Genomic DNA, 14,576 nt, shown 5'->3' with positions numbered 1-14,576 from the left:
ATGTTCGGTCCGGAGACGACGAAACGCCCCATCCGACCGAGTGGCCGTCCGGGGCGTTTCGCGCAAGTCAGGAGCTCAGAGCGCGCTGACGTTGGTAGCCTGGGGGCCCTTGGCGCCCTGCTCGACGTCGAATTCGACGCGCTGGTTCTCTTCGAGGTTGCGGAAGCCGCTACCTTGGATCGAGGAGTAGTGGACGAAGACATCTGCGCCCTGGTCGTCGGGAGCGATGAAGCCGAAGCCCTTTTCGCCGTTGAACCACTTGACGGTTCCCTGTGCCATACTGCTGTACTTCTTTCTTCAGTGTGCGCAACCACCAAGACCGATGGCCGCCCGTCAACTCTGTCACAGATGAGGACCGTTAGGAAACGCAGGGCGCAATCGTTGTGGGCGGTCCGCTGCGCGGGTACCCCGTTCGAGAACGAAACCCGGGTGTTCGGGGTCTGCGTGAGTAGACAGGACAGGGCACCACGCGATCGACCTGCGATCGAGGCACGTCATGGCCGAGAACGATCCGCTGACCACACAACGCGATGCCGTCCGCGACGTCGCCGGTGAACTGGTGGAAGCAGGTTTCGCCGATCCGGTCGAGATCGGTCGTGGTGGCTACGGTGCCGTATATCGCTGCCGCCAGCCCGCATTGGACCGCGATGTCGCGGTCAAGGTGCTGACCGACCACCTCGACGCGCAGAACCTCGAGCGGTTCGTGCGTGAGCAGCGTGCGATGGGACGACTCTCCGGGCACCCGAACATCGTCAACATCCTCGAGGTCGGGTCCACGCCCGAGGGCTTTCCGTTCATCGTGATGCAATACCACCCCCACGCATCGTTGGATCTGCGCATCCGCAGGGACGGTCCGCTCGACTGGCGCGACGTGCTCCGGCTCGGCATCAAGGTGGCCGGTGCGCTCGAGACGGCCCACCGGGCGGGCACCCTGCACCGCGACATCAAGCCGGGGAACATCCTGCTCACCGAATACGGCGAACCCCAGTTGACCCGACTTCGGCATCGCCCGTATCTCCGGCGGCTTCGAGACCGACGCCGATCTGGTCACCGGTTCGCCCGCCTCCACCGCGCCCGAACTCCTCGCCGGTGCGACGCCATCAGTGACCTCCGACGTCTATGGGCTGGGCGCGACCCTGTTCTGTGCGCTGACCGGCCACGCGGCGTTCGAGAGGCGCAGCGGGGAGCAAGTGGTCGCGCACTTCCTCCGCGTCGCGAGCGAAGGAGTCCCCGATCTCACGTCGGCCGGATTCCCCGCGGAGGTGTCCGGCTGCATCGAACATGCGATGGCGCGCGAACCCGCCGACCGCCCCGGGTCGGCGGCAGAGCTGGGCGAGGAACTGCGGAACGCGCAGCGGCGGCTCGGGGTGCCACTCGACGGGATGGCGCTGCCAGACGGGGCCACGGTACCTGCTACCTCGACGACGACGACGACGACGACGCCGCGGCGGCGGACGACGATGACGCTGCCCATGCCGTCGACGAAATTCCGCCCACCCGTCCGGCCTCGGGCACAGGTCACCAGGGCCCGACTCCTGAAGACACTGCGCGACGGGAAGCTGCGCCGTCTCACGCTCATCCACGCACCCACCGGCTACGGAAAGACCACGGTCGCGGCGCAGTGGGCCGATGAACTCGCCGTCGACGGCGTGCCGGTGGCGTGGCTAACGGTCGACGACACCGACAACGACGTCGCACGGTTTCTCGCCGACCTCGTCGAGGCACTGCGCCGGGCGGCCCCGGACGCCGTCGGCGACCTCGCGGCGGCGGTCGAGGAACACGGCGATCGTGCCGAGGAGTACGTGCTGACATCGCTGATCAACGAGGTTCACGAGCACGGCCGGCGCATCGCGCTCATCGTCGACGACTGGCACCGGGTGACGGACCCGGCGGTCATCGGAGTGATGGACTATCTACTCGAACACGGTTGTCATCACCTGCAGGTGATCGTGACCAGCCGCACCCGGAGGGGCCTCCCGGTCAGTCGCCTGCACGTCCACGACGAGATCATCGAGATCGACATGGAAGCACTGTGTTTCGACGAGGCGGAAGCCGGGCGGTTCCTCCTTGATGTCGCCGGTCTGGACCTGCGGGGCGACGAGGTCGCCGAACTGTGGTCATCGACCGACGGTTGGGTCGCGGCGCTGCAACTGGCGTGTGTGTCGCTGCGCCGATCCGGGCGTCCCGGCGAGCTGATCGGTGACATCTCCGGCCGGCACCATGCCATCGGTGACTTCCTCGCCGAGAACGTCCTGGGCGTGCTGGAACCGGAGGTCCTGCACTTCCTGCTCACCGTCTCGCTGCCGGAACGGATCTGCGCCGATCTCGCGACCACGCTGAGCGGCGAGGAGCGAGGACAGGCCATGCTCGAGGAGATCGAGCTCCGTGACCTGTTCCTCACCCGGGTCGATCAGGCCGGACAGTGGTTCCGATTCCACTCCCTGTTCGCCAAGTTTCTCCGGCGCAGGCTGGAACACGATGAACCGCAACTCATTCCGCAACTGCACCGCAGGGCGTCGGAGTGGTTCGCGGGGCACGGAATGCTGACCGAGGCTGTCGACCATGGGCTCGCCGCCGGTGATGCGGACCGTGCCATCGAACTCGTCGAGACCGACGGCCGGTCACTCATCGAACACTCGCGAATGACCACCCTGATCACATTGATGGAGAAGTTGCCGCCTGTGACGGTGGCGGCCAACCCGATCCTGCAGATGCAACTCGCGTGGGCGAACCTCCTCCTGCACCGCGCCGCGCTCGCCGAAGCCTCCCTCGAACGGGCGCGGGTCGCACTCGAGCGACTGGCGAGGTCAGATGCTGCCCTGGGAATTCGCCGTGAGGCCGACATCGCCGAGGCGTGCGTGCGCGCCATCTCCGACCGGCTCGACGGGCTCGACGAACTGGTGGCGCGCCTGGCCGACGACCTCGACGGGTTGCCGCCGTTCCTCGTGTCGGCCATCCACAATGTCGGGACCCTCGGCGCCACCTTGCGATTCGACTTCGACGAGGCTCACCGCTGGCAACAACGCGCGATCCCGGCACACCGACGCAACACCGGTCCGTACGCGGTCATGTACGGCTACGGACTCGACGGGCTCGCCTACGTCGAACAGCTCGACCTCGATCGTGCCGAAGCATGCTTCCGTACGGGACTGCGGTTGTCGCGCGAACAGGGTTCGTCGACCCAGTCGCAGGGTGCGCAACTCGCCAGCGCCCTTCTCGCGGCGGTCCGGTACGAGCGCGGTGATCTGTACGAAGCCGAACGGCTGCTCGACGAGAGCTTCATCATCGGGGCCGCCGAAGGCGTCGTCGACATGATCGAGGCTCGGCATCTCGTCGGGGCGCGCGTGGCGTTGTGCCACGGTGACCGGGCGGTCGCGGGGTCCTACCTCGACGAAGCCGTGGACATCGCCGAGCGGCTCGACACCCCGCGGCTGCGTGCCGTCGCCGAGAACGAGCAGGTGGTGAGGCACCTGCCGGCTCGTCGAGGGGTGTCTGCGCGTGTCGACGCCGACGCCGAGGTGCCGACACGCGGCATCGCGGCGATCGTCGCGCAACTCCATGCCGAGACCGCGATCCGGTTGATGCTCGACGCCGGCGAGTCCGCCGAAGCCCCTGACGTCGCCTGTCGATGGGCGCAGGAGTGGGTGAACAGGTTGGTCGGCAGCGGCCGCCACCGAGCGATTCTGCGGGCGCGACGACTCCTGGCGATGTGTCTCGACGCGGCCGGGCGGCCGGACGAGGCACGTGCACAGACCCTGGCTGTCCTGGCGCAGTGCGCAGCGTCGGGCATGGTTCGGTTCCCGCTGGATGGCGGCGACGACTTCACCCGGCTCGTCGACGACGTCGCCCGCGGTGTTCGTGCCGGTGACCGTCCCGCGCCGGCAGCGTTGTCGCCGGATTTCCTCGAGCGGTTGCTAGGCGCCGGCGGCACCCGTTCGTGACCGGCCGGGAATACCCGGATGGGCCGGTGGCCTTGAACCACAACGTGGCCCCAGACCGCCCGCCGCGCGGGTGCGGGGCAGAGGTAGACGACCCCTAGAGAGAGGACAAGTGCTCATGGCAGTCCCGAACATCACACTGAACAACGGAATCACCATCCCGCAGTTGGGTTTCGGAGTCTTCCAGGTTCCGCCGGAGGACACGCGTGAAGCAACTCTGACCGCATTCGAGGTCGGATACCGCCACATCGACACCGCGGAGATGTACGGCAACGAGAAGGGCGTCGGCGAAGCGGTCCGCGACTCGGGCATTCCGCGCGACGACATCTTCATCACCAGCAAGCTGAACAACGGCTTCCACGACTACGACGACGCCCTGAAGGCGCTCGACGGGACCCTTGCCGACCTCGGCGTCGAGCAGATCGACCTCTTCCTGATCCACTGGCCACTGCCGGAGGTGGGCGATTACGTCCAGACCTGGAAGGCGCTCGAGAGGGCCTACGCCGACGGCAAGGCGCGAGCGATCGGCGTGTCGAACTTCCAGCAGGCGCATCTACAGCGTCTCTTCGACGAGACCGACGTCGTACCCGCGGTGAACCAGATCGAGGTGCACCCGTATCTGTCGCAGAACCCGTTGCGCGCGTTCAACTCCGAGCACGGCATCGCGACCGAGGCATGGTCCCCGATCGCCCAGGGCAAGGTGACCGACGACCCGGTCATCACCGAGATCTCCAAGTCCAAGGACCGCTCGCCCGCGCAGGTCACCCTGCGGTGGCACATCCAGCGCGGCGACATCGTCTTCCCGAAGTCGGTGACCCGCTCGCGCGTCGAGGAGAACTTCGCACTGTTCGACTTCGAACTGTCCGACGACGAGGTCGCCCAGATCGACCGCCTCAACAGCGACGAGCGCATCGGGCCCGATCCGGACACCTTCAACTACGTGCCGGAGTGATTCACCCCCCGTCGACTGTGCTCCCCTGAGGTGCGAGCGGTGACCTCTTCTGTTCCCTGAGGTGCGAGCGGTGACCTCTTCTGTTCCCTGAGGTGCGAGCGGTGACCCTTCTGTTCCCTGAGGTGCGAGCGGTGACCCTTCTGTTCCCTGAGGTGCGAGCGGTGACCCTTCTGTTCCCTGAGGTGCGAGCGAAGCGAGCCTCGAAGGGCCTCACAAGGTGCCTCACCAGGCCCTTCGTGGCTCGTCGCTATCGCTCCTCGCACCTCAGGGAGCAGGGGGTGGCGGCGCTATCGCTCCTCGCACCTCAGGGAGCAGGGGGTGGCGGCGCTATCGCTCCTCGCACCTCAGGGAGCAGGGGGTGGCGGCGCTATCGCTCCTCGCACCTCAGGGAGCAATGGTTATGTCGTTCTCTCGAGTTATGGGACGGGGGTGACCGGAGGTCAGGAGAGGTTCTCGGGGCGAGCAGGTTTCGACAACGAGGCGCGCAACTGACTGAACCGGAACAGTGCGGGTTCGCCGACCACGTCGGTGTAGCGGTCGATGACCGTGTCGACGAAGTCGTCGACTGCACTGTCCGGTAGGCGGCTCGTCCAATCCGACGCCCCGACGGCGAACCAGGCTCGGAAGTCGTCGACCGAATCGAACTGCCAGTTCAGATCCTTCACCGTCAGGTCGTCCACGATGAACCCGGCGTCGGTGGCGAGTTCCCCGAACCGCGACGGTTCCACGTGGACGTAGGGCGCGTCGAAGCCGTCGAAGTAGCGCTTCCGCTCCGGTTGCGCCGCGACCTCCATCGCCACGTCTTCGATACTCGGTCTTTCGGTGGCGCACACCATCTGCAGCACCGCCCGACCGCCGTCGACGAGACTGCGAGCGATTCCTTGCAGCGCCGCCCCCTGGTCGTGCACCCAGTGCAGCGCGTTGAACGACACCACGATGTCGAAGTCGTCGTCGAAGGGCAGGGCAAGCACGTCGTCGACGTGGAACTGGATGCGCAGCAGGTCCGCCGGGACCCGGAGCAGCGCGCGTTCGATCATCCGACGCGAGGCGTCGACGCCGACGACCGAGCCCGACGGCAGCCGGTCGGCGAGCAGCATCGTGATGAAGCCGTCGCCGCACCCGATGTCCAGCAGGCGTTCGGTCCCGGTGAGTTCGAGGTCGCAGATCGACTCCTCGGCGACCATGCGCTGCAAGGCGCTCACGTCCGCGTACCGGTCACCGTCCCAATCGACCATCGCTCACTCCTCGGTTGTGTACCGACCCCGGGCCATTGTCCCGGCAAGTGCGCACGGCCGCCCGACGTTCGGCGTATCCGGGCCGCCGCAGTCCTACCGCCCCGCCGCGCGTTCCACCATGAGCGAGGCCTCCCGGTAGTGCGCGTACACCTCGGGCGTGGGCGTCCCGGTGAGCGTCTGGGTCGATGTCTCCCACGCGGGCAGTTCACCGGTCAGGGCCCACGCGGCCTGTCGCGCCGCACCGAGCGCCACGTGTTCGCCGTCGGCGGGGACGACGACCTCGCCGCCGAACAGAGCCGGTGCGATGTGGCGCACCGCAGCCGACTTCGCGCCACCCCCGGTGAGCAGCACACGCTCGACGTCGATGCCCTGCTGCTCGATCCGTTCGCGGCAGAACACCAGCGACGAGACCAGGCCCTCGACGGCCGCGCGGGCGATCGCGGCCGGGGTGAAGTTGGCCGCGGTCAGCCCCGTCAGCGTGCCGGTCGCGTCGGGGAGGTTCGGCGAGCGCTCGCCGGCGAAGTAGGGCACCATCGTGACGCCACCCGCGCCGGGCTCAGCCGACATGGCCAACCGGGCGAACTCGGCCAGGTCCACGCCGAGCATCGACGCGGTCGACGCCAGCACCGGGGCGCCGTTCAGGGTGCAGACCAGAGGCAGGTGACGCCCGGTCGCGTCCGCGAACCCGGCCACCAGACCCGACGGATCATTCGGCGCCACGTCGCCGACGGCGCTGACCACGCCCGACGTGCCCAGGGAGACAACGGCATCCCCGGGGCCGGCGTGCAGTCCCAGTGCGGCTGCGGCGTTGTCGCCCGCGCCGGCGCCCACGACGACGCCGGTCGGCGTGCCGCCGGCCCGTTCCGCGGGGCCGAGGACCCGGGGCAGAAGTGGTCGACGGCCGCGGAACGCGGCTTCGAGCAGATCGGTTCGGTACTCGCCGGTCGCCGCGCTGAAATAGCCGGTGCCGGAGGCGTCGCTGCGGTCGGTCGTCAGCTCGGCGAGGTCGTGACTGTCGCGCAGTCGCCAGGTCAGCCAATCGTGCGGAAGGCAGATCGCAGCCGTGGCGTCGGCGTGCGCCGGTTCGTGGTCGGCCAGCCAGCGGAGTTTGGTCGCGGTGATGGAAGCCACCGGCACCACCCCGACAGAGCGTGCCCACTGCTCGGATCCGCCGAACTCGTCGACGAGAGCAGCAGCGCTCGGTGCGGATCGGGTGTCGTTCCACAGCAATGCTTCCCGGACCACCCGGCCGTTCCCGTCCAGACAGACCATGCCGTGCTGCTGGCCCGCCACGGACACCGCGGAGACGTCGTCGAAGCCGCCCGCGGCGGCGACCGCAGTGCACAGTGCGTCCCACCAGTGATCCGGGTGTACCTCGGTACCGGCGGGGTGCGCAGCGTGCCCGGTGCGCACCACCTGCCCGGTGTCGGCGTCACAGACGACCACCTTGCATGACTGGGTCGACGAATCGATCCCGGCGACCAGCGTCGTCATGCGAGCAGGTCGATCAGTGTCGCGCGGGTTCCCTTGCTGCGCAACGACTCAAGCGCCGACAGATACGGAGTGGTGAACAGCGGATCCTGGGCGAGGGTACCGAACAGCTCGGGGTCGGCGACGAAGGCCAGCGGGTCGGTGCGGGACCGTTGCGCTCGCGGAACGAGTTCGGCCGCAAGGGGGTCGACGACGTCGATCGGTTCCCCCGCCTCGTCGGTGCCCTCGGCGTAGCGGGTCCAGCTCGCCACGACCGCAGCGGCGAGGTCGCTTCGCCGGCCCTGTTCGAGGCGCTCGCGGATCACCGGGACCAGCCACTTCGGGATGCGGTCGGAGGAGTCCTGGCACAGTCGCGCGATGGTGTCACCGATCGCCGGGTTGGCGAAACGTTCGAGGAGGGTGTCGATGTACTCCTCGACGTCGACGCCGGGAAGCGGACGGAGGGTGGTTGCGCCTTCTTCGGTCATGTAGCGGTGCAGCAGGTTCCGGATGTCCGGGTCGGACGACGCGTCGTGGACGTAGCGGTACCCGAGCAGATATCCGAAGTAGCACAGCGCCTGGTGACCGGCGTTGAGCAGTCGCAACTTCATCAGCTCGTACGGGGTGACGTCGTCGACGACCTGGACTCCCACCTGCTCCAGTGCGGGGCGTCCCATCGAGAACTCGTCCTCGAGCACCCACTGCGTGAAGGGCTCGGCGACCACCGGCCAGTTGTCGTCGACACCGGTGCGATCGGCGACCTCGGCGGCCAACTCGGGCGGTGTGGCCGGGGTGATGCGGTCCACCATCGAGTTCGGGAACCGGGTGTTGGATTCGATCCACGCGGCCAGTTCCGGATCGCGCAGCTGCGCATAGGCGAGGAAGGTCGATCGTGCCATGTGCCCGTTGCCCTGGATGTTGTCGCACGACATGACCGTGAACGACGGGACACCGCGGTCCCGGCGCCGCGCGAGTGCCTCGGTCACCAGCCCGAAGACGGTGCGTGGCGGCGCACTGGCCTCGAGGTCGGCGACGATGTCCGGGTTCGTGGCGTCGAACTCACCGGTCGACGGTGAGAAGTTGTAGCCGCCCTCGGTCACCGTCAGCGAGACGATGCGTGTCGCCGGGTCGCTGAGCCGCTCGATGACCTTCTCGGGATCATCAGGAGCGTAGAGGTATTCGACGATCGATCCGATCACCGAGGTCTCGACGGCGCCGTCGGGGTGTTTGAGGGTGAGTGTGAACAGTCCGTCCTGCGGCCCCAGGGCGTCGCGCATCGCGGCGTCGGCCGTACGGACGCCGACCCCGCAGATGCCCCACCCGCTCGCCGACGCGTCGGTCGCGAGGAGACGGTCGAGGTACATCGCCTGGTGTGCACGGTGGAACGCACCCACACCGAAGTGCACGATCCCGGGGGTGACGCACGAACGGTCGTAGGTCGGGACGTCCACGCCGGCGAGGCCCGACATCGTCTCGTTGTTCAGGGGTGTGCTCATCGACGAGTTCCTTCCGTCTCGTTCGGGGCGGTATCGGCGGGCCCGGGCACGTATCTCGAAATAGACGGGTAGACCACAGCTTTGATGGTGCCGGGTGTGCGATCGGAGTCGAGCGCGTCGGCGAGTTGGTCGAGTCCGAACCGGGCGGTGACCATCGCATCGAGGTCGACGGCGCCGCTCCGGACCAGCGCGAGAGCCGTCGGCCAGGTGTTGGCATAGCGGAACACCCCGGTCAGCACCAGTTCGCGGTTCTGGATGAGCGACACCGGCAGTTCCATCGAGTCGGCGCCCATCCCGACGAGGACGACGCGCCCGCCGGGACGCACCCGGGCCAGTCCATCCCGGACCGCACCCGCGACACCGCTGGCATCGACGAAGGCATCGACGGGTTCGCTCCCGGTTCCGGGCTCGATCACCGTGGTGGCACCGAATTCGAGTGCGCGAGAACGTCGCTGCTCATCGGGCTCACTGACGACGATGCGCGCGAGACCGGACGCCCGGGCGACCTGCGCCACCATCAGGCCGATCGGACCCGCGCCGGCGATCAGGACCGAGCCGCCCACCGACACCTCGGCTTTGCGCATCGCGGCGATGCCCACGGAGAGCGGCTCGAACAAGGCGGCGGCCTCGTCGGAGACCTCGGGTGGCACGGGATGCGCGAAATCGGCTCCGATGGTCACGAATTCGGCGAAGGCGCCGTCCACCGGAGGCGTCGCGTAGAACCGCATGTGTGGGCACAGGTGGTAGTCACCGCGTCTGCTCTCCGCTGTGGTCGGGTCGGGACGCTGCGGTTCGATGGACACCCGCTCGCCGACCCGGCCCGGGTCCACCCCTTCCCCGACGGCGACGACGACCCCGGCCGCCTCGTGACCGAGGACGAGCGGTTCGCGGACCACGTACTCGCCGATCCGTCCGTGCCGGAAGTAGTGGGTGTCGGACCCGCAGACCCCCACCGCGCGCACGGCCACCGTGACGTCACCGGGCTCCGGGTGCGGCGACCTGCGACTTTCGGTGGTCACCGAGAGATCGGGATGCAGGACGGCGGCGCGCATGGCGTCGGGAACGTCCGCTATGGGGCGATCGGCTGTTGCGTGGGTCACACCAGGATGCTAGCTTATTGAGCACATTGACCGCCAGTGAGCAGATGCTCACCGTCGTTGGCTCAACGGGCGACGGCGACGACAGGGACGGGGCACGCGACCATGGCACCTCGGAAGTCGACGAGCGACGACGGCGAGCCGTCCGTCTCGACAGTTCGCGCGGCCTCGCGCGGAACCCCCGACTCCGGCCAGGACCTGCGTCTTCTCGTCCGCRCCGCGACCATGTACCACCTCGAGGGGCTCACCCAGGCCGAGATCGCATCACGCCTGGGCGTCTCGCGGCCGACCGCCGGTCGGCTGGTGGCGCGAGCCCGGGCGCAGGGCCTCGTCCGCGTGTCCGTGGCTGCGCCGGCGCATCTCTCGGCCTCGATCCACACCGATCTCGAACGCGCGGTGGAGGAGACCCTCGGCCTCGACGAGGTGCTCATCATCGACGAGGTGGCCGACGGCACCACCACCGGCAACGCCGCGCTCGGCCGCGCCGGGGCCTCGGTGCTCACCCGCCGCATCCAGGCGACCGACACCTTCGGATTCACCTGGGGGCCGGAGCAGGTGGCTGTCGCCGACGCCATGGCCGCATCGGCGTCGTGTCAGCGGGTCGTGCAGATGGACGGCTCGATGACCTCGGTGGAGTACCACACCGGCGTCGACCATGCACTGTCCCGGTTCTCCGAACGTCTTCATGCCCGTCCGCTGCGGCTGGTCGCACCGCTCTATGTCGACCCGGAGACGGTCACCGCCGTGAACCGTGATTCGATTCTGTCGCAAGCGCTCTCGGCGGCACGCGGTGCGCAGGTGATGCTCTTCGGCGTCGGGTCGGTGTCGACGTCGACCACATTGTTCGAGGGATCGTTCATCGATGCCGTCGTCCTCGACGAGCTCCTGGAACTCGGCGCGGTCGGAGAGATCGGCGGACGGTTCTACGACGCGCACGGCGCCGCGGTGCCCTCCAGTCTCGTCGATCGGACCGTCTCGGTGTCCCTCGACGCGGTACGGGCCTGCCCGACATCGATCCTCGTGTCCGGTGGCACACACCGTCGCGAATCCATCCTCGGTGCACTGCGCGGTGGCTACGCCACCATTCTCGTCACCGACCTCGCCACCGCCGAATGGCTTGTGGTGCAAGAGAAAGGCGAACAATGATGTTCTCCCGACACCGAGTGCGATGGGCGCTGGGTGCGATCATCGCGACCGTGACGCTGGTGCTGACCGGTTGTTCCGGCGCCGGTTCACTCACCGGCGGCGGTGGTCATGAGATCACCGTCGCGATGGTCTCCAACTCGCAGATGCAGGACGCGGTCAAGCTGTCCACGCAGTTCGAGGAGCAGAATCCCGGCGTCACGGTGCGATTCGTGACCCTCTCCGAGAACGAGGCGCGGGCCAAGATCACCGCATCGGTGGCCACCGGCGGCGGTGAGTTCGACGTCGTGATGATCAGCAACTACGAGACCCCGATGTGGGGCGAGTACGGCTGGCTCGTGAATCTGAGCCCGTACATGGATGCGGATCCCGAGTACGACGCCGACGACTTCATCCCGACGCTGAAAACGGCTCTGTCTCACGATGGTTCGATGTACTCGGCGCCCTTCTACGGCGAGTCGTCGTTCCTGATGTACAACAAGAAGCTCTTCGCCGAGGCGGGGGTGTCGTTGCCGGCCCAACCGACGTGGCCACAGGTCGCGGAGGCGGCGGCCGAGCTCGACAACGAGCGCACCGCGGGCATCTGCTTGCGCGGCAAGCCCGGCTGGGGCGAGGTGCTCGCCCCGCTCAACACGGTGATCAACGCCTTCGGCGGCCGCTGGTACGACGAGGACTGGAACGCGCAGCTCAACAGTCCGGAGGTCGCCGCGGCGGTGAAGTTCTACGTCGACACCGTCCGGAACCACGGCGAGGCCGGCGCCGCGTCGTCGGGCTTCCAGGAGTGCGGAAACCTGTTGTCGCAGGGCCAGGTCGCGATGTGGTACGACGCGACCTCGGCGGTGTCGGTGCTCGAGAGCCCGGACACCTCGTCGATCGCCGGGGACGTCGGCTACCTGCCGGCGCCCAGTATGGCCAAGGGAGACAACGGCTGGCTGTACACCTGGTCGCTGGGCATCCCCACCAGCAGCGAGCACCAGGACGAGGCGTGGAAGTTCATCCGGTGGATGACCAGCAAGAGCTACATCGAGTACGTCTCGGAGACCCTGGGGCCCAGTCACGTCCCACCGGGCAGCCGCCTGTCCACGTATGAACTGCCGGCCTACAAGGAACTCGCCGCGCCGTTCGCCGAGCAGACACTGAGCGCGATGCGCGCCGCGAACCAGTTGAAGCCGACCCTCGAGCCGGTGCCCTACACCGGCGTCCAGTTCCTCGCGATCCCGGAGTTCCAGGACCTCGGAACCCGGGTGAGTCAACAGATCTCGGCAGCCATCGCCGGTCAGATCAGTGTCGACGACGCGCTCGCCCAGGCACAGGAGTACGCCCAGGTCGTCGGCAAGTCCTACCAGAGGGAGCAGTGATCATGGCCACCGCAGTCTCCACTCCACCACCCGACACGACCCCGAAGGCGCCGCTGACGTCCTCGCGTGATCACGTCACGCGCGCCGAGGGCTGGCGGCGTCGCGGCCCGCTACTGCCGGCCCTGATCTTCTTGATCGTGGTCACGCAGATCCCGTTCGTGTTCACGCTGTACTACTCCACCCAGTCATGGAACCTGGTGCGTCCGGATTCGCGTGCGTTCGTCGGTCTCGACAACTATGTCGCGGTCTTCGGCGACAGTCAGTTCTGGCGGGTGACGGTCAACACGATCCTGCTGATCGTCGGCACCGTGCTCATCTCGGTGCTCCTCGGTCTGATGTTCGCCCTTCTGCTCGACCGGAAGTTCCTGGGCCGAGGCGTGGTTCGGACACTGCTCATCACGCCGTTCCTGGTGACCCCGGTGGCGGCTGCGCTGCTGTGGAAGACGAGCTTGCTGTCGCCGACCAACGGACTCGTCAACTGGGCTCTGAGTCCGTTCGGTGTCGAGACCGACTGGCTGTCGGAGTTCCCGCTGATGAGCGTGATGGCCGAATTGGTCTGGCAGTGGACGCCGTTCATGATGCTGCTGATCCTCGCGGGCCTGCAATCGGTGCCCCGTGACATCCAGGAAGCGGCACGCGTCGACGGCGCCACGAGCTTCCGGCTCTTCCGGGAACTCACCCTCCCGCATCTGCGCCGGTTCATCGAACTCGGTGCGGTGCTCGGGGCCATCTACCTGGTGAACACCTTCGACGCGGTGTACATGATGACCTCCGGTGGTCCGGGCGTCTCCAGTTCGAATCTGTCGTACTACATCTACCAGCGCGCGTTCCTCGGCTTCGACATCGGCCAGGCCGCGGCGATGGGTGTCGTGACGGTGATCGGCACGATCGTCGTCGCCACGCTCGCCCTGCGACTGATCTTCAAATCATTCTCCGGAACAGAGGAGCCGGCCTGATGACCACCGACATTCGCTCCGACCGCACGCCGGCCGGGCAGGCAGACGAGCAGTCCGGCACCGAGATCCGCCGTCGGCGACAACCGCGCCAGGCAGCCCTCACCGCCGTCACCTGGATCCTGGCCATCGGGTTCTTCTTCCCGGTGCTCTGGATGGTGCTGACGGCGTTCAAGCAGGAGAGCGACGCCGCGACGAACCCGCCGACCTTCTTCTTCGAGCCCACGCTGCAGCAGTTCCGAGACGTCTTCGACGCGGGAATCGCCACGCCCCTGTTGAATTCCTTGTTCGCGACGATCGTGTCGACGATCCTGGTGCTGTTGCTCGGCGTGCCGGCTGCGTTCGCGCTGTCGCTGCGCCCGGTACGCAAGACCAAGGATGCGCTGTTCTTCTTCATCAGCACCAAGATGCTGCCGATCGTCGCCGCAATCATCCCGCTCTATGTGATCGTCGGCGAGATCGGGATGCTCGACAACATCTGGACGCTGGTAATCCTCTACACCGCGATGAACCTACCGATCGCGGTGTGGATGATGCGGTCGTTCTTCCTCGAGGTCCCCGGGGAACTCCTCGAGGCCGCCAGCATCGACGGCGCTAGCCTGTGGACCTCGGTGCGTGAAGTGATCCTCCCGCTCATCTCGCCGGGAATCGCAGCGACAGCACTGATCTGCGTGATCTTCTCGTGGAACGAGTTCTTCTTCGCCGTCAACATGACCGCGGTCAACGCGCAGACGATGCCGGTGTTCCTGACCGGTTTCATGTCCGGCCAGGGCCTGTACTGGGCGCAGCTGTCCGCCGCATCCGTGCTCGCCGCGCTGCCGGTCGTCATCTGCGGCTGGATCGCCCAGAACAAGCTCGTCCGCGGCCTCTCGTTCGGCGCGATCAAGTGACAGCACAGTTCGGTGCCGCGCCACCGGTCCCAGCGCGGCGCGAT

10 protein-coding genes and 1 pseudogene are annotated in these 14,576 nt (G+C 67.5%); 6 read left to right on the top strand and 5 right to left on the bottom strand.

All coding sequences use genetic code 11. The features are described 5' to 3' along the window. Positions 1–75 precede the first annotated feature (75 nt). Positions 76–279 carry a cold-shock protein gene (locus A9310_RS03965; protein ID WP_058252822.1) on the bottom strand — a complete coding sequence of 68 codons (204 nt, stop codon included), beginning with the start codon at positions 277–279 and terminating at the stop codon, positions 76–78. Between the two features lie 217 nt (positions 280–496). On the opposite strand from A9310_RS03965, the pseudogene A9310_RS03960 reads away from it, so the two are divergent. Beyond that, positions 497–3,941 (top strand): annotated as a pseudogene (locus A9310_RS03960) (protein kinase). Between the two features lie 115 nt (positions 3,942–4,056). Further along, a complete protein-coding gene (locus tag A9310_RS03955; RefSeq protein ID WP_065629465.1) occupies positions 4,057–4,890 on the top strand; it encodes an aldo/keto reductase in 834 nt (277 codons plus the stop codon). A gap of 440 nt (positions 4,891–5,330) precedes the next feature. On the opposite strand, the gene A9310_RS03950 is transcribed toward A9310_RS03955, so the two are convergent. The 4 genes from A9310_RS03950 to A9310_RS03935 all read right to left on the bottom strand — a co-directional run bounded on the left by A9310_RS03950 (position 5,331) and on the right by A9310_RS03935 (position 10,143). Further along, positions 5,331–6,125 carry a trans-aconitate 2-methyltransferase gene (locus A9310_RS03950; protein WP_065629464.1) on the bottom strand — a complete coding sequence of 265 codons (795 nt, stop codon included), beginning with the start codon at positions 6,123–6,125 and terminating at the stop codon, positions 5,331–5,333. 93 nt (positions 6,126–6,218) lie between these two features. Then, positions 6,219–7,619 (bottom strand): xylulokinase, encoded by a 1,401-nt coding sequence (gene xylB, locus A9310_RS03945; RefSeq protein WP_065629463.1) that lies wholly within the window; start codon positions 7,617–7,619, stop codon positions 6,219–6,221. Further along, the gene (locus tag A9310_RS03940) at positions 7,616–9,091 is read right to left on the bottom strand and encodes a mannitol dehydrogenase family protein (RefSeq protein ID WP_065629462.1); all 1,476 of its coding nucleotides are present in this window, start codon (positions 9,089–9,091) and stop codon (positions 7,616–7,618) included. The genes xylB and A9310_RS03940 overlap by 4 nt, the downstream gene beginning before the upstream one ends. After that, on the bottom strand, positions 9,088–10,143 hold the full coding sequence (locus A9310_RS03935; protein ID WP_065629461.1) for an NAD(P)-dependent alcohol dehydrogenase: 1,056 nt from the start codon (positions 10,141–10,143) through the stop codon (positions 9,088–9,090). Before A9310_RS03935 ends, A9310_RS03940 begins: the two co-directional genes overlap by 4 nt. Positions 10,144–10,293: 150 nt before the next feature. Between A9310_RS03935 and A9310_RS03930 the strand changes: the two genes are divergently transcribed. Genes A9310_RS03930 through A9310_RS03915 form a run of 4 tightly spaced genes read left to right on the top strand, consistent with a single transcriptional unit; the run spans position 10,294 to position 14,532 of the window. Next, entirely contained in the window at positions 10,294–11,334 is a 1,041-nt protein-coding gene (locus A9310_RS03930) for a sugar-binding transcriptional regulator (protein WP_065629460.1), read from the top strand. Next, on the top strand, positions 11,331–12,689 hold the full coding sequence (locus A9310_RS03925) for a sugar ABC transporter substrate-binding protein (protein ID WP_065629459.1): 1,359 nt from the start codon (positions 11,331–11,333) through the stop codon (positions 12,687–12,689). Before A9310_RS03930 ends, A9310_RS03925 begins: the two co-directional genes overlap by 4 nt. 2 nt (positions 12,690–12,691) lie before the next feature. Continuing rightward, positions 12,692–13,645, top strand: coding sequence for a carbohydrate ABC transporter permease (locus tag A9310_RS03920; protein WP_065629518.1), 954 nt, complete (start codon positions 12,692–12,694; stop codon positions 13,643–13,645). Next, the gene (locus A9310_RS03915) at positions 13,645–14,532 is read left to right on the top strand and encodes a carbohydrate ABC transporter permease (RefSeq protein WP_065629458.1); all 888 of its coding nucleotides are present in this window, start codon (positions 13,645–13,647) and stop codon (positions 14,530–14,532) included. The genes A9310_RS03920 and A9310_RS03915 overlap by 1 nt, the downstream gene beginning before the upstream one ends. Positions 14,533–14,576 lie beyond the last annotated feature (44 nt).

Origin of the sequence: Gordonia sp. UCD-TK1, assembly GCF_001691435.1 — a bacterium.
Lineage (GTDB): Bacteria > Actinomycetota > Actinomycetes > Mycobacteriales > Mycobacteriaceae > Gordonia > Gordonia hongkongensis.
This window is presented reverse-complemented; position numbering and strand designations above follow the sequence as displayed.

What these genes read in the sequence shown, in the direction of transcription:
- A9310_RS03965 (WP_058252822.1), bottom strand. Translation starts at nt 279, where the DNA reads ATGGCACAGGGAACCGTCAAGTGGTTCAACGGCGAAAAGGGCTTCGGC.
- A9310_RS03955 (WP_065629465.1), top strand. Translation starts at nt 4,057, where the DNA reads ATGGCAGTCCCGAACATCACACTGAACAACGGAATCACCATCCCGCAG.
- A9310_RS03950 (WP_065629464.1), bottom strand. Translation starts at nt 6,125, where the DNA reads ATGGTCGATTGGGACGGTGACCGGTACGCGGACGTGAGCGCCTTGCAG.
- xylB (WP_065629463.1), bottom strand. Translation starts at nt 7,619, where the DNA reads ATGACGACGCTGGTCGCCGGGATCGATTCGTCGACCCAGTCATGCAAG.
- A9310_RS03940 (WP_065629462.1), bottom strand. Translation starts at nt 9,091, where the DNA reads ATGAGCACACCCCTGAACAACGAGACGATGTCGGGCCTCGCCGGCGTG.
- A9310_RS03935 (WP_065629461.1), bottom strand. Translation starts at nt 10,143, where the DNA reads ATGCGCGCCGCCGTCCTGCATCCCGATCTCTCGGTGACCACCGAAAGT.
- A9310_RS03925 (WP_065629459.1), top strand. Translation starts at nt 11,331, where the DNA reads ATGATGTTCTCCCGACACCGAGTGCGATGGGCGCTGGGTGCGATCATC.
- A9310_RS03920 (WP_065629518.1), top strand. Translation starts at nt 12,692, where the DNA reads ATGGCCACCGCAGTCTCCACTCCACCACCCGACACGACCCCGAAGGCG.
- A9310_RS03915 (WP_065629458.1), top strand. Translation starts at nt 13,645, where the DNA reads ATGACCACCGACATTCGCTCCGACCGCACGCCGGCCGGGCAGGCAGAC.